This is a genomic window from Flavobacterium sp. AK-301, from assembly GCF_058310215.1.
Genome location: NZ_JBZEES010000002.1, coordinates 48,452 through 71,110 on the forward strand (window position 1 = coordinate 48,452; position 22,659 = coordinate 71,110).

At 35.1% G+C, this 22,659-nt stretch carries 22 protein-coding genes; 13 read left to right on the forward strand and 9 right to left on the reverse strand.

Going from position 1 to position 22,659, the window contains the following annotated elements:
* Positions 1–25 precede the first annotated feature (25 nt).
* The 9 genes from AC4FQX_RS03815 to AC4FQX_RS03855 all read right to left on the reverse strand — a co-directional run bounded on the left by AC4FQX_RS03815 (position 26) and on the right by AC4FQX_RS03855 (position 10,095).
* Positions 26–1,639, reverse strand: a complete 1,614-nt coding sequence (locus AC4FQX_RS03815; RefSeq protein WP_491166345.1) for an MFS transporter — start codon at positions 1,637–1,639, stop codon at positions 26–28.
* Positions 1,640–2,689, reverse strand: coding sequence for an HlyD family secretion protein (locus AC4FQX_RS03820; protein WP_491166346.1), 1,050 nt, complete (start codon positions 2,687–2,689; stop codon positions 1,640–1,642). It lies immediately after the preceding gene.
* Positions 2,690–2,706: 17 nt separating this feature from the next.
* Positions 2,707–4,050: a TolC family protein gene (locus AC4FQX_RS03825; protein ID WP_491166347.1), complete on the reverse strand. Its 1,344-nt coding sequence runs from the start codon at positions 4,048–4,050 to the stop codon at positions 2,707–2,709.
* A gap of 97 nt (positions 4,051–4,147) precedes the next feature.
* Complete coding sequence (locus AC4FQX_RS03830) at positions 4,148–4,360, reverse strand: hypothetical protein (RefSeq protein ID WP_491166348.1); 213 nt, start codon at positions 4,358–4,360, stop codon at positions 4,148–4,150.
* A 77-nt stretch (positions 4,361–4,437) separates the two neighbouring features.
* Complete coding sequence (locus AC4FQX_RS03835) at positions 4,438–5,325, reverse strand: helix-turn-helix domain-containing protein (RefSeq protein ID WP_491166349.1); 888 nt, start codon at positions 5,323–5,325, stop codon at positions 4,438–4,440.
* Positions 5,326–5,398: 73 nt separating this feature from the next.
* Positions 5,399–6,412 carry a DUF2931 family protein gene (locus tag AC4FQX_RS03840; protein WP_491166350.1) on the reverse strand — a complete coding sequence of 338 codons (1,014 nt, stop codon included), beginning with the start codon at positions 6,410–6,412 and terminating at the stop codon, positions 5,399–5,401.
* A gap of 28 nt (positions 6,413–6,440) precedes the next feature.
* The gene (locus tag AC4FQX_RS03845) at positions 6,441–7,412 is read right to left on the reverse strand and encodes a DUF2931 family protein (protein WP_491166351.1); all 972 of its coding nucleotides are present in this window, start codon (positions 7,410–7,412) and stop codon (positions 6,441–6,443) included.
* A gap of 91 nt (positions 7,413–7,503) precedes the next feature.
* Positions 7,504–9,597 carry a phospholipase effector Tle1 domain-containing protein gene (locus AC4FQX_RS03850; protein ID WP_491166352.1) on the reverse strand — a complete coding sequence of 698 codons (2,094 nt, stop codon included), beginning with the start codon at positions 9,595–9,597 and terminating at the stop codon, positions 7,504–7,506.
* Positions 9,598–9,615: 18 nt separating this feature from the next.
* Complete coding sequence (locus AC4FQX_RS03855; protein WP_491166353.1) at positions 9,616–10,095, reverse strand: DUF4280 domain-containing protein; 480 nt, start codon at positions 10,093–10,095, stop codon at positions 9,616–9,618.
* A gap of 601 nt (positions 10,096–10,696) precedes the next feature.
* Between AC4FQX_RS03855 and AC4FQX_RS03860 the strand changes: the two genes are divergently transcribed.
* From AC4FQX_RS03860 to AC4FQX_RS03920, 13 genes are all read left to right on the forward strand, one after another.
* Positions 10,697–12,172: an MFS transporter gene (locus AC4FQX_RS03860; protein WP_491166354.1), complete on the forward strand. Its 1,476-nt coding sequence runs from the start codon at positions 10,697–10,699 to the stop codon at positions 12,170–12,172.
* Positions 12,173–12,186: 14 nt separating this feature from the next.
* Positions 12,187–13,542 (forward strand): MFS transporter, encoded by a 1,356-nt coding sequence (locus AC4FQX_RS03865; RefSeq protein WP_491166355.1) that lies wholly within the window; start codon positions 12,187–12,189, stop codon positions 13,540–13,542.
* A gap of 25 nt (positions 13,543–13,567) precedes the next feature.
* Positions 13,568–14,623 (forward strand): MFS transporter, encoded by a 1,056-nt coding sequence (locus tag AC4FQX_RS03870; RefSeq protein ID WP_491166356.1) that lies wholly within the window; start codon positions 13,568–13,570, stop codon positions 14,621–14,623.
* 57 nt (positions 14,624–14,680) lie between these two features.
* Positions 14,681–16,900 (forward strand): molybdopterin oxidoreductase family protein, encoded by a 2,220-nt coding sequence (locus AC4FQX_RS03875; RefSeq protein WP_491166357.1) that lies wholly within the window; start codon positions 14,681–14,683, stop codon positions 16,898–16,900.
* Between the two features lie 39 nt (positions 16,901–16,939).
* Positions 16,940–17,509 (forward strand): 4Fe-4S dicluster domain-containing protein, encoded by a 570-nt coding sequence (locus AC4FQX_RS03880; protein ID WP_491166358.1) that lies wholly within the window; start codon positions 16,940–16,942, stop codon positions 17,507–17,509.
* A gap of 43 nt (positions 17,510–17,552) precedes the next feature.
* Positions 17,553–18,071 (forward strand): QcrA and Rieske domain-containing protein, encoded by a 519-nt coding sequence (locus tag AC4FQX_RS03885; RefSeq protein WP_491166359.1) that lies wholly within the window; start codon positions 17,553–17,555, stop codon positions 18,069–18,071.
* On the forward strand, positions 18,064–18,360 hold the full coding sequence (locus AC4FQX_RS03890) for a DUF6755 family protein (RefSeq protein WP_491166360.1): 297 nt from the start codon (positions 18,064–18,066) through the stop codon (positions 18,358–18,360). The genes AC4FQX_RS03885 and AC4FQX_RS03890 overlap by 8 nt, the downstream gene beginning before the upstream one ends.
* On the forward strand, positions 18,353–19,339 hold the full coding sequence (gene moaA / locus AC4FQX_RS03895; RefSeq protein ID WP_491166361.1) for a GTP 3',8-cyclase MoaA: 987 nt from the start codon (positions 18,353–18,355) through the stop codon (positions 19,337–19,339). Before AC4FQX_RS03890 ends, moaA begins: the two co-directional genes overlap by 8 nt.
* A 42-nt stretch (positions 19,340–19,381) precedes the next feature.
* Positions 19,382–20,566, forward strand: coding sequence for a molybdopterin molybdotransferase MoeA (locus AC4FQX_RS03900; RefSeq protein WP_491166362.1), 1,185 nt, complete (start codon positions 19,382–19,384; stop codon positions 20,564–20,566).
* A 200-nt stretch (positions 20,567–20,766) separates the two neighbouring features.
* A complete protein-coding gene (locus AC4FQX_RS03905) occupies positions 20,767–21,102 on the forward strand; it encodes a winged helix-turn-helix domain-containing protein (RefSeq protein ID WP_491166363.1) in 336 nt (111 codons plus the stop codon).
* Between the two features lie 12 nt (positions 21,103–21,114).
* The gene (locus AC4FQX_RS03910; protein WP_491166364.1) at positions 21,115–21,852 is read left to right on the forward strand and encodes a sulfite exporter TauE/SafE family protein; all 738 of its coding nucleotides are present in this window, start codon (positions 21,115–21,117) and stop codon (positions 21,850–21,852) included.
* 1 nt (position 21,853) lies between these two features.
* Positions 21,854–22,435 carry a molybdenum cofactor guanylyltransferase gene (gene mobA / locus AC4FQX_RS03915; RefSeq protein ID WP_491166365.1) on the forward strand — a complete coding sequence of 194 codons (582 nt, stop codon included), beginning with the start codon at positions 21,854–21,856 and terminating at the stop codon, positions 22,433–22,435.
* Positions 22,432–22,659: a MoaD/ThiS family protein gene (locus tag AC4FQX_RS03920; RefSeq protein WP_491166366.1), complete on the forward strand. Its 228-nt coding sequence runs from the start codon at positions 22,432–22,434 to the stop codon at positions 22,657–22,659. Before mobA ends, AC4FQX_RS03920 begins: the two co-directional genes overlap by 4 nt.

A 22,659-nucleotide genomic window follows, 5' to 3' on the forward strand; every position in this document is an offset into this window, starting at 1 on the left:
TTAATTACAAAGGCGCAAGGATTTATTATATTCTACGTAGTGACCTTTTCATTCTTGGGAAAATACGTTTATTAAAACGAATATAAGTTCTACTCAGATAAGGGAACAATAATGTTATGAGCAGTATTATAGTCACAATAGTAGTAATAATCAGAAAAATTGTTTTTGAGGTAAGTAGTTGGCTTTGCGTGGTCAATGCTTTCATTACGCTGGATTGCGCCAGCGTAGCAGCTTCAGCAGAGGTATATCCCTGAGTAGTATATAGTTTTGCCGTTTGTGCGATTTTATCGATATATGCTATGTCATAAGGCGTTATATGTGCCAGAAAACGTTCTTTATAATGCTGATTATAAAATAGTTGCATCGTGTAAAATCCGGCAGTTGAGTTTAAAGAAGAAATGAATCGGACATTTGCAGCGATAAGAGCAGCGCTTGTACTGATTCCAACGGGTACAGAGGACAGAACGAACGCAGCAAGCGGAACAAATAACATTCCCGATGCAGCTCCCTGAAGAAACATAGGAATAATTAAGTTTTCAAAAGACAAATCAGGAGTAAGGATACTGTACATCCAGTAATTAAAGGCAAGCATAAAACTAAAACCGGTAATGATAAAAAAACGAATAGAATACCCCGGCTTTGTAATGAACTGAGAAGCAACGAACATCATCAGAACCACGCCAAAAACGTTACTGAAACCTAATCCGATAAGCTGGTAGGTATTCCAATGTACGACTACAGAAAGGTAGCTGTAAACCAGATTTATACTATCTTTTAGTCCATAATATAGAGCAAGAAAGGCAATACCTATCAGGAAATTTCGGGATTTGAAAACCGTTAAATGCACTATAGGTCTTTTCAGTTGTAACTGACGGAATAGAAAAAGAGTAAAGAATACTGCTAAAATAATAAAAGCTGTTATAATTCTTGAATCTTCAAACCAGTATAATCTGGGACCATAGATCATGAAGTAAGTAAAAGAAACCATTGCTACAACAAGAAGAAGGAAACTTCTCCAGTCAATCTGAAATAAAGGATATTTTTTAGTTACGCGACCGGAACGTAATACTAAAAAGGCAATAATAAGCGCCAGTATTTCAATTAATATAACACAATAGTATATTTTTTTCCAGTCCATATTATCATTAATCCACGCGGTAGGAACACCAATAAGAACGCTACTGCAAAGTGTGGTTCCGTAAAAAACGGAGTATCCGACAGCTTGTCTTTTTTCTGCCTGTATTCTGGAAAAGATCATGGTGAGCATAGACATTGTAACGGCACTGATCGCAATTCCTTGTAAAAAACGAATGGTAAAAAATAGATATATATCATTGATATTCATACTTATATAGTCAAGAGTAATACCGATGATAATAGCAGAAAGGACATAATTTCTGGGTTCGAAAAAACGCATTAATCGGGAGTGTAGGGGCAGACTTGCTAACAAGGTCACATAGGTGATCTGCACAGAAAAAGAAATATCTTGCGGCTGTACTCCAAAGACAGCTACAACATAACTCTGTGTTAATGAATAGAGTGAGAACTGAATGATGGCGGCTAACAGAATAATAAAAATACTGATTCTGATACCCCATTCCCAGTCATCGATCCATTTTTTGAAATAAGTGGTTTCCATTTATTCTTTGTTTTTTACAGAGACGATAACATTCATACCTGCTTTGATCTGTTTCGTATCTTCCTGATTTAGAAAACGAATTTTTACCGGTATTCTCTGAATGATTTTCACAAAGTTACCAGTAGAGTTATCAGGAGGTAATAAAGAGAATTTAGATCCTGTAGATCCTGCAATGGATTCTATTTCTCCTTTATAGGTTTTATTATCATAACCGTCAATTTTGATCAGTACAGGTTGTCCTTCATACATGTTTTCAATCTGGGTTTCTTTAAAGTTGGCTGCGATCCATTTACTGCTTTCATCAATAATAGGTACTAAGCTTTGTCCCATTTGAATCTGTTGTCCTTCCTGAATGGTTTTACGTCCCAGACGTCCGGTATAAGGAGCGGTAATAACAGTATAACTCAAGTTAATATTTGCCAGCTCAAGCTGTGCTTTTTTTATTTTAAGTTCAGCGGATAATAATCCTTCTCTTGCCTGTAATTCGACTACTTTGGAATTGTTAGTTTTCAGACTGTTGCGTGTTCCGTTATAATCGCTGCTGGCAACATCATATTTTGATTTTACGGCTTCATATTCCTGCATGGTAGCCGCTTCTTCTTTTACAAGATTTTCATAACGTTTCAGATCCTGTTGTTTTTCCCATAATCTGGCTTTAGCAGCATTAATCTGATCCTGATTTACAAATGTTCCGGTATGAGCTGTGTTGATACTGGCTTTCAGTACTACAAGCTGGGCTTCGACATCTTCAACAGCGGCTTCTGCTTCCAGAACTTTTGTTTTATATTCACGATCATCAATAACAATCAGTGTATCACCTGCCTTTACTAGTTGATGTTCTTGAAAATATATTTTGCTGATATAACCGCCAACTCTTGCAGATATCGGGTTAATATAGGCTTCTACCTGAGCATCATTCGTTTCCTCATATTTAGAAGTATGGATTAGGTAGCGGATAGCGGCAATAATAGCAATAAGTATAACTATAATAACAAAAACAGATAAAAGGGTATTACCCGGATGTCTTTTCTTTTTTAATTCTTGTGTCATGGTTTGTGTACTGTAAATTAAAGGTTACCGGTTGTATAAAGCAGGTTGTAATAATAATTACATAAATCGGTCTGTGCTTTGATAAGATTGTATCTTGACTGTAGATATAGGTTATCAGCATCCAGCAGATCAGTTAATAATGCCAACTGATTGAAGTATTTTGTACTTACGATTTTATAATTTACTTTGGACTGCTCTATATTTTTTTCTGCAATTGCGATCTTTTCAAGCATATCATTATACTTGATTTTCAGAGAGGATATTTCCAGACGGGTATTATCTTTAATAGCATTTTGTTGTGTTTTTAATTCTGTTAATCGGATTTTTTCAGCAACGTTCTTATGATTGTTCTGATACAGAGAAGAAATAGAATACTGTAATTTGATTCCGATGAATCCCACAGAGTAGATTTGATCAACAGGAGGGAAGACCAGACTGTTCGGATAATTATAACCGTATTCACTAAACAGTTCTATAGAAGGATAGTAATTACTTTTTATTCCTTTGATCTTTGCTTCCTGCAGATCAATATTTTCAGTTGCTTTTAATAATTTATAAGAACGTTCACCGGATAAGTTGTAAATAGTATTAAGAGAAGGTACTTTTTTTATTATTGTAGTGTCACTTAAAACTAAAGCGGTATGTTCCGGTAATTGTAAAAGAATGTTCATTCGCTGTATCTGTATCTCAATATCACTGGTATTTTCTTTTTTTGAGAATTGCTGATTTGATAAATTGATCTCTGCTCTGAGTAGGTCACTTCGGGTTACTTTACCATTATTATATAAGGACTGAATATTTTTATATCGGATTTCTTCTCTTTTGATCTGTTCTGAATATAAAGAATCCAGTTGTTGTAAGCGAAGGATATCCAGATACAGACTGACTACCTGCAAAGAAACAGAACCGGTTTGATCCTTTATATTGATAGCTGCTAATTTCGATTTTATTTTCTGCTCTTCAATGGCAGCTTCGTGTTTTCCTCCGGAATACAGATTAAAGCCGGCTTCTATTCCCACTGTAGCCATATCACTGACAGGTGGTGCCGGAACGGTTTCTGACTGCGTCATACCATGTTCAAACAGTGTAACATCCGTTAATCTTCTTCCGCTTCCTTTTATTGCAATATGTGGTAACGCAAGACTTTTTATATTTTTAAGATCGGATTGTACCGCCTGTCCTTCCAGTGTGCTGATCTGGATTTGGTCATTGTTTTCCTTAGCCAGTTGTATCGCCTTTTTAATGCTGAGAACATACTTTGAAGAGGTTTGTTCCTGAGCATATATTTCTGATAGAAAAGAAAAGACGGTAAACAGGAATAGATGAGACAGTAGTACTTTTTTATTTAAAAAAGAGTTCATAGATTTTGTATTAATAGTAAAGAGACTCATTAAATGAGTGAAATTGAAATTTTGAATTAATCCATAAATTTTTAAAAGAATAGCATTAGGATATACACTAAATATAATTTAAAGAGCAAATATAATTTTGCCATTTTACAGATCGGGGAAAAGTAATAGTTTTCATTTTATAAATAATCTGATACGTATTATTTTCAGTATCAGGGCTCAAAATTTGCAGTATGTCGGCAAATAACTGACTCCCTGTTTTTTCTCCGGATGAGAAAAGGATTTTACAAGTAGACGGAATCAATAATTTTGAACTTTTCATAGGTTAATTTTAACACTACAAAGTTCCGAATTTTAACAGGAAAAAAAAGGGTAAGAATACGGTGTTTTTCGTCGAATTTACGGATTTAATTCTTTTCTGTATTTTATGGGGGTCTGTTCCGTATTAGCCTTGAAAAATTTTCCAAAAACAGACTGATCTGAAAAATGGAGAATTTCACTGATTTCGGCTATTGACAGATCTTTATTTTGAAGTAACACTTTAGCTTCCAGTGTAATAATTTCATTGAGCCACTGACCGGCAGTTTTTCCGGTCTGTTTTTTTAAAGTTTCTGAAAGATGTTTTGCTGTAACATTCAGATGATCTGCATAAAAATTAACGGAGTGATGGCTCAGATATTCTTTCATCATCAGTTTTTTGAATTTTCCGACAATTGGAGTAACCTTTTCTGCATTTTTAAGAACAGGTTGGTGTTTTTGTTCAAATACATGCAGTGCATTTATTTCATGGATAATAATATAGATATAACTTTTAATAAGAGCTGCTTCATGTATATGATTAATATTGACCGTGTTTTTAATCAGGGTAAAAATGTTTTTGAACTTTTTTGCGTTTTTCGAATTTAAAGAGAGTACATGATCGTCATTATTTTCAAAAAAATCAAACTCCATTAAATAGAATATATTCGATTGTTTTTCCAGTAAAAAATCATCTGTAAAATAGATGATTTGAAGCACCGGTTCTGTTTTGCCCGGTTTTATGCTTCGCACAGTGGAAGGACCTATTGTCATAATAGCAGGAGCATTTACGACCTGATTTGTTACTCCTGCCTGAAGCTCGATCTGTCCTTCTTTTAAATAGGTAATGCTATATGTTTCAGAACGTCTTGGCTCACTTGAATAAATACTTCCTTTGCCAAGCTCAATAAAGAAAAAATCTTTTTTTATACTTGATAACTGAAAGATTTCCTGGTGATGTTGTATAGAGTATGTTTTAATTTTATCCATATAATATTAAAAAAACAGCATTAAGCTCAAGGATACAAATTTAGGGTATTATAAGAATATATGGATTATCTTTTTATTTCCCATGTTGTCTCCATACTCTAGTTTTTACTTTTGTCAGCGGTATAGCTCTTTTATCTCCTCTTACCATAAAAGTAACATCCATATACTCAAAAGCGACTTTGGCAATAATTTCTATGGGTTCGTCTTTGTTGTTTTTAGTCAATTCCTGAACAACAGCATACAATTCTTCTTCATCAAAGGTTACTTCATCCCAATAAATAGAAAAATAAAGTTCGGAGTATTTTGGTAAAGGTCTGGGTTCAAAATCATAGTGGTTAATTTCGTCAAAACCGATATAATCATTTTCCCCGTTATAATAGTCATTCCGAACGGCTGTTAAAGAATCGTTTTTATAAAATTGGACGGTATATTTCCAGTTAAATTGTTCAAAACACCGTTTCCAGAGATGATATGGAATACCATTTTTTTGTATATAGTCTTGGGTCTCCTCAGGAATCATTTTAAAATATTCTTCATGAAAATCTTTTAAATCTTTATAAGCATTTTTTACAGGAACAAAATTATTTACATCAACATAAGCTGTTTTTGCCTGATAGGTACCTACTAATTTATGATGGGAGCTGGAAGCACTACCTAAAAAAACAGCCACTACTCCCCCCGGTGCTACGGCTATGGTAATGTTTTTATAAGTATAGTGTTCCTTCGGTTCAGGGGTACCAATATCATAATAACCCTGTTCAAATAATGCCTGTATTTTTTCTGCGGGTAATAGTGTACCAATGGTCCAGAATTTTTTTTCGGCATAACTTACCCAGGTCAGTGACAGCATAGAGGGAATTCCGCTGCCTCCTCCGGCATCAGTACCGTTTGAGTTCCAGCTGCCTTGTTGTGAACCGGCATTATAGAATGAAGCTAACATTTTTTGTTCGGTTGCCAGATAACCGCCTTTATGGATTACTATTGGATAATTTCTGGGAGCGGTTACACTACAACTCCAGCTATAGGTTTTTTTTTTCGTACTCCTATTTTTTATTTTATCGCAGGAAGAGATTCCGATCGTTGTCAAACAAAACAGGATTAAGAATAGTCTCTTTTTATTTCCCATGTTGCCTCCATACCCTTGTTTTTACTTTTGTCAGCGGTAGGGTTCTTTTATCCCCTCTTACCATAAAAGTAACATCCATATACTCAAAAGCGACTTTAGCAATAATTTCTATGGGTTCGTCTTTATTGTTTTTAGTCAATTCCTGAAAAACGGCATAGAGTTCTTCTTCATCAAAGGTTACTTCATCCCAATAGACAGAAAAATACAGTTCAGAATATTTTGGCAGCGGTCTGGGTTCAAAATCATAGTGATTGATTTCGTCAAATCCGACATAATCATTTTCTCCATTATAATAGTCATTCCGAACCGCTGTTAAAGAATCGTTTTTATAAAACTGTACGGTATATTTCCAGTTAAATTGTTCAAAACACCGTTTCCAGAGATGATACGGAACACCGTTTTTTTGTATATAGTCTTGCGTTTCCTCAGGAATCATTTTAAAATATTCATCATGAAACTCATTTAAATCTTTATAAGCATTTTTTACAGGGACAAAATCATTTACATCAACATAAGCTGTTTTTGCCTGATAAGTACCCACTAATTTGTGATGGGAGCTGGAAGCACTACCTAAAAAAACAGCCACTACTCCCCCCGGTGCTACGGCTATGGTAATGTTTTTATAAGTATAGTGTTCCTTCGGTTCAGGGGTACCAATATCATAATAACCCTGTTCAAATAATGCCTGTATTTTTTCTGCGGGCAATAGGGTGTCAATGGTCCAGAACTTTTTTTCGGCAAAACTTACCCAGGTTAGTGATAGCATTGAAGGAATTCCACTGCCTCCTCCGGCATCGGTACCGTTCGAGTTCCAGCTGCCTTTTTGTGAACCGGCATTATAGAATGAGGCTAATATTTTTTGTTCGGTTGCCAGATAACCGCCTTTATGGATTTTTATTGGATAATTTCTGGGAGCGGTTACACTACAACTCCAGCTATAGGTTTTTTCTTTCGTATTCATTTTTTTTATTTTATCGCAGGAAGAGATTCCGATCGTTGTCAAACAAAAGATTAGGATCAGACTGCTGTTTTTTATTGTTTTTGTTTTCATTTTAGAATGGTATTTCCGTTCTTATTCTGTCCTTTTCAGGTTGATTGACTAGTCCGAGTACCGCATTATAATGCAGATACTGATTGCGTAATTTTTTTAACTCCGATTCGGGTATTTCATAGGGTATACTATGATTGGGGGCAGCGATCATTTTTTCGGTATAGTTGTTTAATTGGGTTCGAATATTTTGTAAAAAAGAGATGTTTTCTATAATATTATTAGCTGTAAATTTAAAATCTTTCTTCATTTCTATTCTGTCAAATACTAATCCTTTTTTTTCGGCAAAATCCAGCATTGTATAGAGTGGAATAAAACTATACTGATTGCTGAGATATTTCCGGGAGCCGATAAGGGTAAAGGTAAGTTCGTCCTTTTTAATTGTTTTAGAATCAAATCGGAGTTGTTCCGGTTGGTACCAGCCTTCGGCTACTAAACGCTCTTTTTCGGATCGCAGTTTACTTTCAAAAGGGTATTCGATAATGGCATTGATTTCAGTACTTCCTTCTACATAACTGCCACCTACGTCGCAGTGCACGCCGGGGAAATTCAGCTCAATATGGTCTTTTTTTACCGGAATACGTGCCAGATTAAAGTTTGCCCGATGCTCATCCCGGGCAGTGATATGCAGTACTGATTTTGCTTTGCTGATTGAGTTGAGTCCTAAGGTTCTGATATCATCGGATTGTCGGATACCGTGATGTGGTACGGTATCATAGAGCCCCGCAAAACGTACCACCAGTTTGCTGAAAACAATTTCTTTTTGTGCAAACAGGTAGCCTAACCAGCCATGAGCGGGCAACATTTCGCTATTGGCCGTTTGTTCCGGAAGTGTGATTTCATGTACCAAGTTGCGGGCAGCCGCAGCACCCCGACTAAAGCCGAAAATATCGATAGTAAGCGTATCAAAAGTTGTTTTTTTCTCAATTTTGTAGGTCAGTTGTTCAATGGCACGTTTTACCCGGGCAATAATACCGGCAGTTCCTATTCCCAGTCCTGATCCTACAAACAGATCGTCGTTTTTATAATCCTGTTCCCGGACGCGACCGTCCAGATCTGCGAGCGTATTACTGCCCATACCTTCGGTATAGATTTTAAATTTAGGATGTAGTATATTTTTATCATCTTCTCCATAATACTGAAATAAAATAGCGGGATTAGACAGATCATTTTCATAGCTGCCCTCGTTATACCGGTATTTCTTTTCGTCTTCAAGGTCTTTTTTATGAGTGGCTTTTTTACCGGTTTTTTCCTCCCATGCCTGTCGGGCAAGGGTATTGTACTGATTGTTCAGCGTGCCGTCTATAAAAATACCAAACGTATAGTTTTTCTTTTTATCGTCATTGGGATTGTTTGGTTGTGTTTTGCCTGTTGTTACAGGGCTGTTTCCATAGTAAGGTTCAATATATTGGGTCAGTTCGTTTTTTATTTTGATCTGGGTTTGGTCTTCGATGCTGTCGAGTATTCCGGCGTAGTGTATCTGAACATAATATTCGTGTGCGGCTTCTTTAATAAGGTCCATTTTGTTTAACCGCTTTTGATAGAGTGCTATATTCTGAAAAACAAGTGCTGCTTTTCCATATCGATCTACTTTGGCGGTATACGTTCCCATATTCCGGCTGGAAGCACCATGTCCGTTTCCGTATTGATCTTCCCAAACGGTAACCTGTAGCGGTTCGTTTCTGGGGATATTCAGCGTTTCTATATGGAGTTTTACGGTATCGAGATAACCTACGGTTCGGTCGCCGATCGGTTCATGATCGGTATCGGTCCAGTAGACCCGTTGTATTTTCGGACTTCCTGTTAATGGTTTGATCGTAAGACTTGCGATTTCTTTTGTTCCTGAAGCCGTGGTGTATTGTGCTTCGAGCAGATAGGTTTTTCCCATGGCAGGCTGGTTAAACCTAAAAGAACCTTCGTCTTTGTATAATTTGAAGCCTTCATTATTACTCAGTTTCCAGCGTACGGCTTCTTTTGGCGGGATAACAATTGTATTTTGTGTATTGGGTACAGCATATTTATCGGTAAAGGAATCCTGCAGCGAATAATAATAGCGTGTTCCTATTAAGGGGGTTTGATTTCCAACGATTATTTTCATAGGTAGATAGTATTTTAATTAATCGACTTCTTGTATTTCGGGATTAAAATTTTTCAGATCTCCAAAAGGATAAATATGTGCCAAAATGGTATCGTCTGCATTATTCAGATTGTTTTGTGTGATCTCTGATACTTGTCCGTGATCCTGTATGATAATGCAGTTCGGTCCTCCAACGGTACAACCGGCTGTACTGGTTTCTATAAGGGGTTTACCACCATGTATAAGTGTAATTTTTTCATAGAAATCACTCCATTTTGTAACGTTTATTATACAGGACTTATAACCGGAACCCACAGGCTGTAGTTTACAATTGCCAAAGGTATTTTTTTCAAAGGTTGGTCCAATGTCTTTTGTGCTTGCGCAGCGTTTGTATTCTGCTTTAGAATCATTGATATACACTTTATCTTGTGTTTTTACTTTTAGAATATCGGTTTGTGGTGTTTCGCTGAATTTACAACGGCAAACGGCACCCTGAACGACATAGTGTTTCTCCGGCATAGTTTTATTTTTAAATAGTTGACTTAAATATTGTTTAGGAATGACCAGAAACCTTTTATTCTGACGGTACTGTTGTAATACTGCTGTATTTTTTGAGCTGTTTGGGTACAGATTTTTTTATTTTTATTCATTGCTATTTAGTATTTAAAGGAATGTGTATCTAAAGTTTTTATATAAAAATGTTATTTATTCTGGCAATTTAACTATAAACAAACAAACAGTTGTATTTTTTTACCGTTTATTTGTTTTTTACTAAAAAAGCTTTAATTATTAATAAATAATCATTCTTAATAAAGGGTATTGTGAGTTAAATCATTGAATGCCAGTTGTTAAAAAGTGTTTTTGTGTCTAACCTATATTTATATAAAGATTAAAATACCTTTTTATCTTTATATATTTGTTATATTTGACTCTGAATAAATAAATATTTTTTTTTAAATCATATGATATTCTATCATATTGTTAATTTTTTATATTATTTTATGTATTATAAGATAATATGAGTTATATTAATGTTATTTTAGTTTTTTTTTGTTTAATAAAAAAATATCTTATTTATTTGTGGTCTGAAAATAAATTAGAATCTATTATTTAGGAATAAATGAATTCAGAATTAAAACAATCTCACAAAATATTATTTTTAAACACGCTCGCTTTTACCATTTGTTTTGCCTGTTGGACACTGAATGGAGTGCTTATAACCTATCTGACAGATAAGGGTATTTTTGATTTTTCGGTTGTTGAAACAGGTTGGTTACTGGGTATTCCGATCCTGACCGGATCAATCATGAGATTACCGGTTGGTATCATGACTGATAAATATGGCGGAAAAATAATATTTTCCGGTTTACTGTTACTTTGTTCTGTTCCTCTGTTTTTATTCTATTTTGCTGAATCCTTTTGGATGTTTGCTGTACTGAGTTTTCTGTTTGGTATGGTTGGAACCGGTTTTGCAGTAGGAATTGGGTATACTTCCGTATGGTATCCAAAAGAATGGCAGGGAAGAGCCCTGGGGATTTTTGGAATGGGTAATGCAGGAGCTGCTATCACTACTTTTTTGGGACCTAGTATTTTAAATTATTTTTCAGAAAGTAATCCCGAGAACGGATGGAAAATGTTACCGATAATTTACGGAATAACATTAGTAATTATAGGATTATTATTTCTGCTCTTTGCTGAGAACAAAAAACCGGAAAGTAATAATAAATCACTAATGAGTTTATTAAGTCCGTTAAAAAGTGGACGTGTCTGGCGCTTTGGATTGTACTATCTGCTGGTATTCGGATTTTTTGTCGCTTTTTCACAATGGCTGGTACCGTATTTTATGAATGTATATCAGACTTCTCTTGTTGTAGCAGGTGTATTTGCTTCTTTATTCAGTTTACCGTCAGGAGTAATCAGAGCTTTTGGGGGTTATTTATCCGATAAGTTCGGAGCTAGAAAAGTAATGTACTGGGTATTGGGCACCTCTACTGTATTTAGTTTTTTGCTGATGTTTCCAAAAATGGAGATTTATACAACGGGTCTGGGTGTTGCAGCAACCAAAGACGGAGTAGTTTCTAAAGTTACTCCTAATACTATTCTGATTGATAATAAAGAATATACGGTAAATGAGAAACCGGATATAGATGAAGATAAAGCTCATTTTTTACCCACGAAGGCTTCCTGGCAGGAAATCATAGTAAAAGAGAATCAGAATATTTCTAAAAAAGAAGTACTGGCAAAGGGGATTACCCAAATTAAATTTGAAGCTAATGTGTGGGTTTATCTTGTATTAGTAGTATTGATCGGAATCTCATGGGGGATTGGTAAAGCCGCTATTTATAAACATATTCCGGAATATTTCCCTAATGAGGTAGGGGTTGTGGGAGGAATGGTAGGTCTGATAGGTGGTTTGGGAGGATTTATTGGTCCTATTATTTTTGGGTATTTACTGAATTATACCGGATTATGGACCAGTTCGTGGATTTTTATTTTTATCACCTCTATTATTTGTCTGATCTGTATGCATCGTACGATTATAAAAATGTTAAGAGATAAAATGCCGGAAATTTCAAAAGATATTGAACGTAAATAAATTTAAATATATATATGTCAACTTGGCTAAAAGAATGGAATCCTGAAGACACTAATTTTTGGGAATCAAAAGGGAAAAAAATTGCATGGAGAACCCTTATTATAACAACTATTTCATTAACTATTTCATTCTCTACATGGTATGTAATGAGTGGAATAGTGACTAAAATGCCCGGTATAGGTTTTAACTTTACAGAGCATGAATTATTCTGGCTGGCTTCCTTACCCGGATTAGCTGCCGGAACGTTAAGAATTATACATACTTTTCTGATTCCGATTTACGGTACGCGACATACAATAACGGTTTCTACCTTAATTAAGCTGATTCCTATCATTGGATTAACCTTTGCTATAATGAATCCGACAACCCCTTTTTGGGTTTTTGCTGTATTGGCGTTTACGACAGGTTTTGGTGGTGGGGATTTCTCTTCATTTATGCCTTCTACGAATTTATTTTTTCCGGCTCGTTTAAAGGGTACTGCTTTAGGAATTCAGGCAGGGATAGGGAATTTTGGTGTGAGTATTGCACAGTTTATGACTCCGGTATTAATTGGTGTTGCAATATGCGGAGCACCTCAGATATTTTCTAAGGTAAATCCTGTAACCAATAAAGTAGTAGAATCAGAGGTATATCTGCAAAGTGCTTTTTTATGGTATATCCCTCTTATTGTTATCATGACTGTTGTATGCTGGTTTGGTTTAAAAAGTATTCCTGTAAAAGCTTCATTTAGAGAACAATTAGATATATTCAAAGACAAGCATACCTGGTTTTGTACCGTTACTTATTTTATGACCTTTGGAACATTTTCCGGTTTGGCTGCTGCTTTTCCAATGATGATTAGTGCTCTTTATGGTGGTTTTGAAGATGCTCCTGATCCTTTAAAATATGCTTTTTACGGACCTCTAGTTGGTTCTGCCAGTAGAATTATATTTGGGTTTGTTGCAGACAAAACAGGAGGAGCTATTTTAACTACTATAACAGGGTTCGGTTTAATAGGTTGTACAATCGCTTTAATAGCAATGGGACTGGTTGCCCCTGTTTCAATGGATCAGTTTCCTATGTTTATTGGGGTAATGATGTTGATATTCTTTTTTACAGGAATTGGAAATGCAGCTACTTTTAGACAGTATCCCATTGTTTTTCAACACAATCCAAGACAGGCAGCAGGAGTAATCGGATGGACGGCGGCTATTGCAGCATACGGTCCTTTTATTTTCTCAATGATTATTAGTGTTGTTCTTAATATCTCTAAAAGCTCCGGAGTAAAAAGTGCTAATGCTTTCTTCTGGGGATTATTAGTATTTCTGTTTATTGCAACGGCAGTAAACTGGTATTATTATCAAAGAAAAGGCTGTGAAAGACCTAGTTAATAAAAAGAATTAAAAATAATAAATTATGTTTAAATTATTTCAGACCCTTAACAGACCTGCGTTTATAAGAGCAACTTTAGTTTCTGTTTTTACTATAATTTTAGTATTTATAGGTTCCAGAGATTTGCAGAATTTTGATGCAGCTTTAATTGCGTATCTGTTCGGGTCAATATTTGCTATTTTCGGAATTGTGTATCGTTATTCTATCTGGTTACAGCGTCCACCTACAAAAATGTACTGGAAACGTTCCCGACAGTTCTTTTTTAGTAATCATTTTATTCAGTATTTTAAAAGGTCAGCACTATTATTTCTGAAAAATATTTTATTTCAGCGGTTTATTGCTCCAAGAAGTACAAAAAGATGGATAGGGCATTTCTTATTAGCTACTGGTTGTATGCTGGCATTTGCCATAACTTTTCCTTTAACTTTTGGATGGATACATTTTACATTAGAGAACGGTTCTATGACCACTTATGAAGCCCATATGTTTGGTTTTAAAATGATGAATTTTGAACTGGGATCTTTTATAAGTTTTGTAATTTTTCATGCTTTGGTTTGGTGTTCCGTTTTGGTAACAATCGGTTCTGTTATGATGATGAAACGTCGTTTTACTAATGGAGGATTAATTGCAACCCAAACTTTTGAAGGAGATTGGCTTCCTCTAATATTATTGGTTGCTATTTCGATTACAGGTGTAGGAATCAGTTTTGATTATACCTTTTTAGAAGGAAAAACACACCAGTTCATGTCTGTGACTCATGCTATTACTGTTATTTTATTTTTGGTTTGGATTCCTTTCGGAAAGTTTTTCCATATTTTTCAGAGACCCGCACAATTAGGAGCGAATATCTATAAAACAGAAGGTCTCAAAAGCGGTATGGTAACCTGTCCGAACACAAAAGAAGAGTTTGCTACAAAAATGCATATTGAAGATCTGAAAACAATTACAAAAGAATTAGGCTTTGATTTTGATTTGGAAAACGGTCAGAATCATTTAGAATTCAGTCCTGAAGGAAAGCGAATCGCATTGGCAAAAGCACATCTTAAAGCCCGTGAGGAATCAGGAAGTTTTTTTGGTTAATTATTAAAATAAAACATCAGAATAAGTCACTACTTATTTATATACAGAAATTATACTATGGCTAAGTTACCTACATCATCAGAAAAGATTGTTGAACAATTCGGACCGCATAAACAGTATGCTTCTCCAGAAGGATTTAAAGGTCGGAATGATCCGGATAAATTAGTGAAAACACATTGTTGTTATTGCGGTATGCAATGTGGTATTCAGTTAAAAGTAAAAGACAATAAAGTGGTTGGTTTTGAACCCTGGAAAGAATTTCCTTTTAATGAAGGAAGACTTTGTCCTAAAGGGGTTCAGCGTTACCTCCAGAATAATCATCCTGATCGTCTCCTTACTCCTTTACAACGAGTAGAAGGAGTAGGCTTTGAACCAATTGACTGGGATACAGCAATGGATAAAACTGTTTCTGAGATTCAACGTATTCAGAATACATATGGTAGAGATGCGATGTCAATACTTTCAGGAGTTTCTCTGACCAATGAAAAAAGTTATATGATAGGAAAGTTTGCCAGAGTAGCCCTTAAAACGGCTAATCTGGATTATAATGGGCGTTTATGCATGGTTAGTGCCGGTGCCGGAAATAAAAAAGCTTTTGGTCTGGATAGAGCGTCTAATAACTGGTCTGATCTGGAACACGCCGAAGTGATTATCGTTACAGGAGCAAACATAAGTGAAACTTTTCCAACCTTAACGCATTATATATGGCAGGCTCGTGATAACGGTGCAAAACTGATCGTGATTGATCCTCGTTTAATTCCTCTGGCACGTACTGCTGATTTACATTTACCGGTTCGCCCCGGGACAGATTCAGCTTTATATGGTGCCATGTTGAAAATTTTAGCTGATAATGACTGGTTGGATCACGATTTTATAGATAATCATACCAGTGGATTTCGGGAAACCCTTGACTCTGTAAAAGATCATACGTTAGAATGGGCAGAAGAGGTAACCGGAATTCCGGCAGATAAGATATATCAGGCGGCAGAAATGTGGGGTAAGGCAAGTACTAGTTTTTTATTACATGCCCGTGGAATTGAGCATCACTCAAAAGGAGTAGATAATGTAGTAGGTTGTATTAATCTTGTTCTGGCGACAGGAAGGATTGGTAAACCATATTGCGGATATGCTACCATTACAGGTCAGGGAAATGGTCAGGGAGGACGTGAACACGGACATAAATGTGACCAGTTGCCGGGTAATCGTGATATTGAGAATATGGAACATCGCAACTATATTTCAGAAGTCTGGGGTATAGAAGAAAAAGAGTTGCCTAAAAAAGGATTAAGTGCTTATGAGATTATTGAAGCAATACACAGAGGAGAGATTAAAGGATTAATCTCAATCTGTTTTAATCCCTTAATATCATTGCCTAATAATAATTATGTACGTGAAGCTCTGGAAAAACTGGAATATTATGTTGCAATAGATTTCTTTTTGAATGAGACAGCCCGCCATGCGGATGTTATTTTAGCAGGCTCTCTTCATGAAGAAGAAGATGGAACGGTTACTACAGCAGAAGGACGTGTTGTTAGAATCAATCAGGCAGTTTCCCCTCCGGGAGAGGCTCGAAAAGACGGGGAAATAATAATGGAGCTGGCACGTCGTCTGGGCGAAGGAGATAAATTTAATTATGAGAACAACGAGGCTATTTTTAATGAATTACGTGTAGCATCCAAAGGAGGAACAGCAGATTATTACGGAATCACATATGAAAGAGTCGTTGAAAACATGGGCATATTCTGGCCTTGTCCAAGTTTAGACCATCCCGGTACACCAAGACTTTGGGAAGACAAAAAATTCAAAACACTGGATGGTAAAGCACATTTTAATCCTGCTCCTTACAGAGATCCGGGAGAGAAAACGGATAAAGAATATCCGATAGTATTGACAACCGGTCGTGTGGTATCACAATATCTGAGTGGATCACAAACCCGAAGAATCGGAAAATTAGTAGATCAGTATCCAGAACCATTATTAGAAATTCATCCTAAACTGGCAGCTCAGTATAATATTAAAGAAAGAGATCTGATTAAAGTAGTAACCCGTCGTGGAGAAGCTCTTTTCCCTGCTAATGTAGTACAAACGATCAGAGAAGATACCGTTTTTATTCCCTATCACTGGGGAGGAAAAAAATCAGCAAATCAGTTAACCAGTGATTATCTGGATCCTGTTTCAAAAATCCCGGAATTTAAAGTATGTGCCTGTCAGTTGATCCACACAGGACAAAAAGCTCCGGATGCAAAAGATTCAGATGCTTATGAAAGTTTAGACTAAACTATTTATATAAAATTTAATACCTAAATAAAAAAATATATGACAGTTACAGGATATGATAAAAACATGGAATTTTTTGTAGATATGCAACGTTGTATTGGTTGTCATGCCTGTGAAATGGCTTGTGCTGAATGTGAAACAAATGGGCAGGAAAGTATGATTCATATTCATTATGTGGACAGAGCCGAAACAACACAAACAACCGTTCAGGTATGTATGCACTGCGAGGATCCTGTTTGTGCAAATGTCTGTCCCGCAGACGCAATATCAAAAGATAGTTTTGGTATAGTTCATACTGCTAATACAGCTCAGTGTATTGGTTGTTCTAATTGTGTAATTGCTTGCCCTTTTGGTGTTCCTTTCAAAAAAGAAGAGGCAGAACTGATGATGAAATGTAATATGTGCTATGACAGAACCAGTGCAGGTCTAAAACCAATGTGTGCTACAGTCTGTCCGAGTGGAGCATTGTTTTATGGTACACGTGAAGAAATCCAGCAGAAACGACCAAACAGTACTCCTGTCAATAAATTTATATTTGGTCAGGAAGAAGTTACGACCAAAGTAAGTATTATGATGCCTAAAGGTAGTATGGAATTAAAAGTTCATTAAAAACAATAAAATCAGGTTATTGACCTTATAAAAATAATAAACAATGTCTCATAAAGATAATAAAGAAACACCTGTCTGGAAATCAGATTTTCCAATAAGAAAAGAAGAAGCAACTCATGTTTCCCGTCGTGAGTTTGCGAAATATTTATGTTTACTTTCCGGTAGTTTAGCGATAGGAAATGGAATTATAGCAGGAAAATCGTTGTTTTTTTCAGATGATAAAACAGATGAAGAGCTTTTTATCTGTAATGTATCCGATTTACCTATTGGAGAGATGAAACCTTTTCTTATTAAAGAAAATCGTGATATTCCTTATATTTTAATTCGTTTAGAAGAAGATAAATGGAGAGCTTTTGAGCAAAAATGTACTCATTTATCTTGTGCAGTATTGTATCGCCATGATATAAAAAAAATAGAATGCCCTTGCCATAAAGGATATTTTGACCCTGAAAACGGAGAAGTATTACAAGGACCACCTCCAAGACCTTTACCACAATTAACGGTTATTGTTCGTGAAGATAAAATATATATAAGTAAAATTAAAAAGCTTAACTATGAGTAATTTTAAAGAAGTGCAGAATGCAGCGCACCCCAGCAAAACAAACACAATACTTTCTGCTATTATTCTGATTCTGATTTTGATAGTCAGTATTCAGATTTGGTTGCTATACGGAGCTTTAAATAATGCATTAATTGATAATAATGACTTTGCGTTAGCAACATTTTTTGGTTCTATGGTATTGTTTATTAGCACATTATATTTAATGAGATATCTTCCTGACGCTCGTAATAAAGAGCTGTTAAAGAGAGATAGAGTAAAAGATAAAGAAGCTACAAATTATTATGAATAATTTATTATTTGATTCCTATAATCGTATTCATAATTATCTGAGAATTTCTCTTACAGATAGTTGTAATTTTCGTTGTACCTATTGTATGCCCGATGAGAATATGCAAAGTCTGCCACAAAAAAAACTGATGCAGGTCGATGAAATACAACAGATAGCAAAGAAATTTGTTGATTATGGCGTGAAGAAGATTCGTCTTACCGGAGGAGAACCTCTGGTAAGACATGATTTTGATCAGATAGTTCAGAATCTGGCAACCTTACCTGTCGAACTGGCGGTAACGACGAATGGAGTTCTTCTGGATAAGTATTTAGACTTATTTAAAAAGGTTGGGCTGAGATATGTGAATATCAGTTTAGATACATTAGATCCGGTAAAATTCAAAGAGCTGACAAAACGGGATTCTTTTCAGAAAGTATGGGACAATATAAACGGGTTCATAAAAGAAGGTTTTCATATTAAACTGAATGTGGTGGCGATGAAAGGAATAAATGAAGAAGAACTGATTCGGTTTGTACAGTTAACAGAACATTTGCCGATTCATATTCGTTTTATAGAATTTATGCCTTTTGACGGTAATGGCTGGGGAAAAGAAAAGGTTCTGCCTACATTAGAAATGTTACATCGGATCAAAGAGCACTTTTTTATTATAAAACTGGAAGACAAACTACATGATACTTCAAAAAAATATTATGTAAAAGATTATCAGGGTACTTTTGCTTTCATTACAACCATGAGTGATCCATTTTGCGGGGATTGTAATCGTATGCGTCTTACTGCTGACGGTAAAATGAAAAATTGTCTTTTTGGAAAAGATGAACTGGATGTTTTAGGAAATTTCAGAGACGGAAAAGATATTGTACCGATAATACGCAAATGTTTACTGCTGAAAAAAGAAAAAATGGGAGGACAATTTGAAAATTATAAACAGCTCGATCCTTTTATTCTGGAAAACAGGAGTATGATTAAAATTGGAGGTTGATTTTTTTTGACTTCCGTTATGACAAATTAAACCTAACGAAAAATGAATTTGATAAGCGTTAAAGAAGCAAGAGAACTGATTCTTAAAAATATTCCGCCTTTAGTAGCTCAGTCAGTTCAGTTAATTGACAGTTTAGGCTGTTATACTGCTGAGGATTGTATTGCTCCCATTGCAGTACCCCATTTTGATAATTCCGCAATGGATGGTTATTGTTTTAGATTTAAAGATTTTGAAGAATCAATTCCTTTAGAGCTTAAGTATATCATTCAGGCAGGAGAAACTGATCTACCCGTATTAAAGAGAGGAGAAGTAGCTCGTATTTTTACCGGAGCTCCTGTTCCTCACGGAGCAGATACTGTAGTGATGCAGGAAAAAACGATTGTTGAGAATGGTATTTTAAAATTTGAACCACATGAAATAGTTTCCGGTTTAAATGTTCGTCTTAAAGGTTCTCAGACAGAAAAAGAGGAACTTATTTTATCTAAAAACACTCTTATCACAGCAGGAATAATAGGTTTTCTGGCTGGTTTCGGACTGGATAGGATTAGTGTTTTTAAGAAACCTAAAATAGGTATTATTGTTACCGGTAAAGAACTTATACAACCTGGATTTCCTTTACAACCCGGACAGATATATGAGAGTAATTCCGTTGCCTTGCAGGCTATTTTAAAACAAAAAGGTTTTGATATTGAGTTTACCGAAGTAATTGATGATAATCCGGATTTGTTAGAAGAAGGAATAAAAAAAAGAACAGAACAAGCAGATGTTTTGTTAATAACAGGGGGGATATCTGTAGGAGATTATGATTTTGTACAACCCGTTCTGCAAAAGCTGAATTTTGAAAAAGTTTTTTATAAAGTAAAACAGAAGCCAGGAAAACCTTTGTTCTTTGGCAGGAAAGAACAGAAATTTGTTTTTGGATTACCCGGAAACCCCGCTGCTGTTTTTACCTGTTTTCATCAATATGTAAATCCTTTTTTACAGGGATTTGCAGGAAGCAAAGAAGATTTTTTTACTGACAGAGCAATAATATCACATGATTTTAAAAAGAACAGTGGATTGACTCATTTTGTAAAAGGGCAGATCACTGATGGGAAAGTTAGTATTTTATCAGGGCAGGAATCCTATAAAATGGATGCTTTTACAGAGGCAAACTGTTTTGTAAAACTGGAAGAAATAAATACTTTTTTTAAAAAAGGAGAACAAGTAGAGATCGTTAGAATATGATTATTACCCCGCTTCTCAAAATCTCTGATTTTGAGAAAGTGTTTTTCAGTCTCGGACTGATATTATAGAGGTGTTGTCAAAGGTCATGAGACCTTTATTCGCTCCTGCAAAGTCTCTGACTTATATTTTACCTAACAGGTTTTCAAAACCTGTTAGGTTTAAATAGGAGATAGTATCAATTTATGATTAAAAACAAGTATATGCAGATTAAAGCAAATATATGGATTGAAACAGACGAAGGATTAAAAATAGGAAAAGGAAGAGCTTTTTTGTTGGAAAAAATAGAAGAAACCGGTTCCATTGCAGAAGCAGCCCGAAGTATGAAAATATCGTATCGTAAAGCCTGGGCAATGATAAAAGATATGAATGATAATGTTACTGTTCCGTTAGTAGAAAAAATAAGCGGCGGAAAGAATGGAGGCGGAACGATTCTGACCGAAGAAGGCAAAAGAAGTATAGAACAATATAAAAAAGTAATTATTGGTTTTGAACAGTTTAAACAAGATTTTGAGGTCAAAATTTCAGATAATAGTTAAAAATTTTATTAAATGACAGATTTACATATTACCCTATTTTATATTTTATTATTTATAGTATCTTTTCTTTATTCCTCCGTTGGACATGGTGGAGCAAGCGGATATTTAGCATTAATGGCTCTTTTTAGTTTTTCACCGGATATAATACGTCCTTCCGCTTTAATACTTAATATAATCGTTTCATGCATAGCCTTTTTACAATATGCCCGAAAAGAAAAAATACAATGGAAATTATTAATCTATTTAATCTTGTTTTCTTTCCCAATGGCTTTTTTAGGAGGAATGATTACAGTAGAAACCCATGTTTATAAAGTTATTTTAGGATTGTTTTTACTTATTCCAATTATTCGGTTTATAGGGATTTTACCGGAACAAAAAGAACAGAAAAAAGAAATAAACTGGTTTTTAGTAGCCATTATAGGAAGTAGTATCGGGTTGTTGTCCGGATTAATAGGTATGGGAGGAGGAATTATTTTAACTCCGATCATATTATTACTATCATGGAGCACAATAAGAGAAGCAGCAACCATTAGCGCTTTATTTATATTGGTTAATTCAATAGCAGGTTTAATAGGAAATAGTTTATCCGGATTTACTTTTTCAGTAGAAATTATTCCGATGCTATTTATTGCTGTATCAGGAGGAATATTAGGGTCTTTTTTAGGAGTCAACTATTTTAATTCAGCAGTTTTAAAAAAAATACTGGCAGGAGTTTTAATAATTGCAGCATTTAAATTATGGTTTACATAATATGGAAGTTTATATAATAGCAGGAGGTAAAAGCTCGAGAATGGGAGAAGATAAAGGTTTAAAATTACTCAATGATAAGCCGATGATTCAATATAGTATTGAGACTCTCAGATCTTATTTTTCAAAAGCTCAGATCAAAAGTTCAGATCAAATGATTAAAATTATTTCCAATAATCCGAAATATAAAGAATTGGGACTGGAAGTAATAGAAGATATTATTAAGGACAAAGGACCCTTAGGAGGTATTTACACCGCTTTGGAAGATACTTCTGCAGACAGTATCTTTATAATAAGCTGTGACATTCCTTTCATTACAGAACAAGCGATAGAGAATATAATCCAGAACTATAATAGTGAAAAGATTATGGTAGCCGGTTGCGGTCAGAAAATACAACCTCTATTCGGGATATATTCAAAAGAAGTACTGCCCCGATTAAAAGAGAATATCAATAATAACAAGTTAAAAATGATAGATTTTTTAATAGAGAACAGAGTTAAGGTTATTGAAGTAGAAGACACTATTTTCAGAAACATCAATACACCCGAAGAATTTAATGAAGCATCAAAATTACTGAAACTATGAAAGTGATGATTTTTGGAAAACTAACAGATATATTTCAAGACACAGTTTATGAAATTTCTGAAGTTGTAACCGTTATTGAATTGAAGAAGCATTTAGAAACAGTATTTCCGGATTTAATGAACTATAATTATCTGGTTGCAGTTAATAAACAAATTGTAAATGAAGAGAGCAGTATTCCTGAAAATGCTGAAATCGCGTTGTTACCACCTTTTTCCGGAGGATAA

What these genes read in the sequence shown, in the direction of transcription:
- AC4FQX_RS03815 (WP_491166345.1), bottom strand. Translation starts at nt 1,639, where the DNA reads ATGGAAACCACTTATTTCAAAAAATGGATCGATGACTGGGAATGGGGT.
- AC4FQX_RS03820 (WP_491166346.1), bottom strand. Translation starts at nt 2,689, where the DNA reads ATGACACAAGAATTAAAAAAGAAAAGACATCCGGGTAATACCCTTTTA.
- AC4FQX_RS03825 (WP_491166347.1), bottom strand. Translation starts at nt 4,050, where the DNA reads ATGAACTCTTTTTTAAATAAAAAAGTACTACTGTCTCATCTATTCCTG.
- AC4FQX_RS03830 (WP_491166348.1), bottom strand. Translation starts at nt 4,360, where the DNA reads ATGAAAAGTTCAAAATTATTGATTCCGTCTACTTGTAAAATCCTTTTC.
- AC4FQX_RS03835 (WP_491166349.1), bottom strand. Translation starts at nt 5,325, where the DNA reads ATGGATAAAATTAAAACATACTCTATACAACATCACCAGGAAATCTTT.
- AC4FQX_RS03845 (WP_491166351.1), bottom strand. Translation starts at nt 7,412, where the DNA reads ATGAATACGAAAGAAAAAACCTATAGCTGGAGTTGTAGTGTAACCGCT.
- AC4FQX_RS03850 (WP_491166352.1), bottom strand. Translation starts at nt 9,597, where the DNA reads ATGAAAATAATCGTTGGAAATCAAACCCCCTTAATAGGAACACGCTAT.
- AC4FQX_RS03855 (WP_491166353.1), bottom strand. Translation starts at nt 10,095, where the DNA reads ATGCCGGAGAAACACTATGTCGTTCAGGGTGCCGTTTGCCGTTGTAAA.
- AC4FQX_RS03860 (WP_491166354.1), top strand. Translation starts at nt 10,697, where the DNA reads ATGAATTCAGAATTAAAACAATCTCACAAAATATTATTTTTAAACACG.
- AC4FQX_RS03865 (WP_491166355.1), top strand. Translation starts at nt 12,187, where the DNA reads ATGTCAACTTGGCTAAAAGAATGGAATCCTGAAGACACTAATTTTTGG.
- AC4FQX_RS03870 (WP_491166356.1), top strand. Translation starts at nt 13,568, where the DNA reads ATGTTTAAATTATTTCAGACCCTTAACAGACCTGCGTTTATAAGAGCA.
- AC4FQX_RS03875 (WP_491166357.1), top strand. Translation starts at nt 14,681, where the DNA reads ATGGCTAAGTTACCTACATCATCAGAAAAGATTGTTGAACAATTCGGA.
- AC4FQX_RS03880 (WP_491166358.1), top strand. Translation starts at nt 16,940, where the DNA reads ATGACAGTTACAGGATATGATAAAAACATGGAATTTTTTGTAGATATG.
- AC4FQX_RS03885 (WP_491166359.1), top strand. Translation starts at nt 17,553, where the DNA reads ATGTCTCATAAAGATAATAAAGAAACACCTGTCTGGAAATCAGATTTT.
- AC4FQX_RS03890 (WP_491166360.1), top strand. Translation starts at nt 18,064, where the DNA reads ATGAGTAATTTTAAAGAAGTGCAGAATGCAGCGCACCCCAGCAAAACA.
- moaA (WP_491166361.1), top strand. Translation starts at nt 18,353, where the DNA reads ATGAATAATTTATTATTTGATTCCTATAATCGTATTCATAATTATCTG.
- AC4FQX_RS03900 (WP_491166362.1), top strand. Translation starts at nt 19,382, where the DNA reads ATGAATTTGATAAGCGTTAAAGAAGCAAGAGAACTGATTCTTAAAAAT.
- AC4FQX_RS03905 (WP_491166363.1), top strand. Translation starts at nt 20,767, where the DNA reads ATGCAGATTAAAGCAAATATATGGATTGAAACAGACGAAGGATTAAAA.
- AC4FQX_RS03910 (WP_491166364.1), top strand. Translation starts at nt 21,115, where the DNA reads ATGACAGATTTACATATTACCCTATTTTATATTTTATTATTTATAGTA.
- mobA (WP_491166365.1), top strand. Translation starts at nt 21,854, where the DNA reads ATGGAAGTTTATATAATAGCAGGAGGTAAAAGCTCGAGAATGGGAGAA.
- AC4FQX_RS03920 (WP_491166366.1), top strand. Translation starts at nt 22,432, where the DNA reads ATGAAAGTGATGATTTTTGGAAAACTAACAGATATATTTCAAGACACA.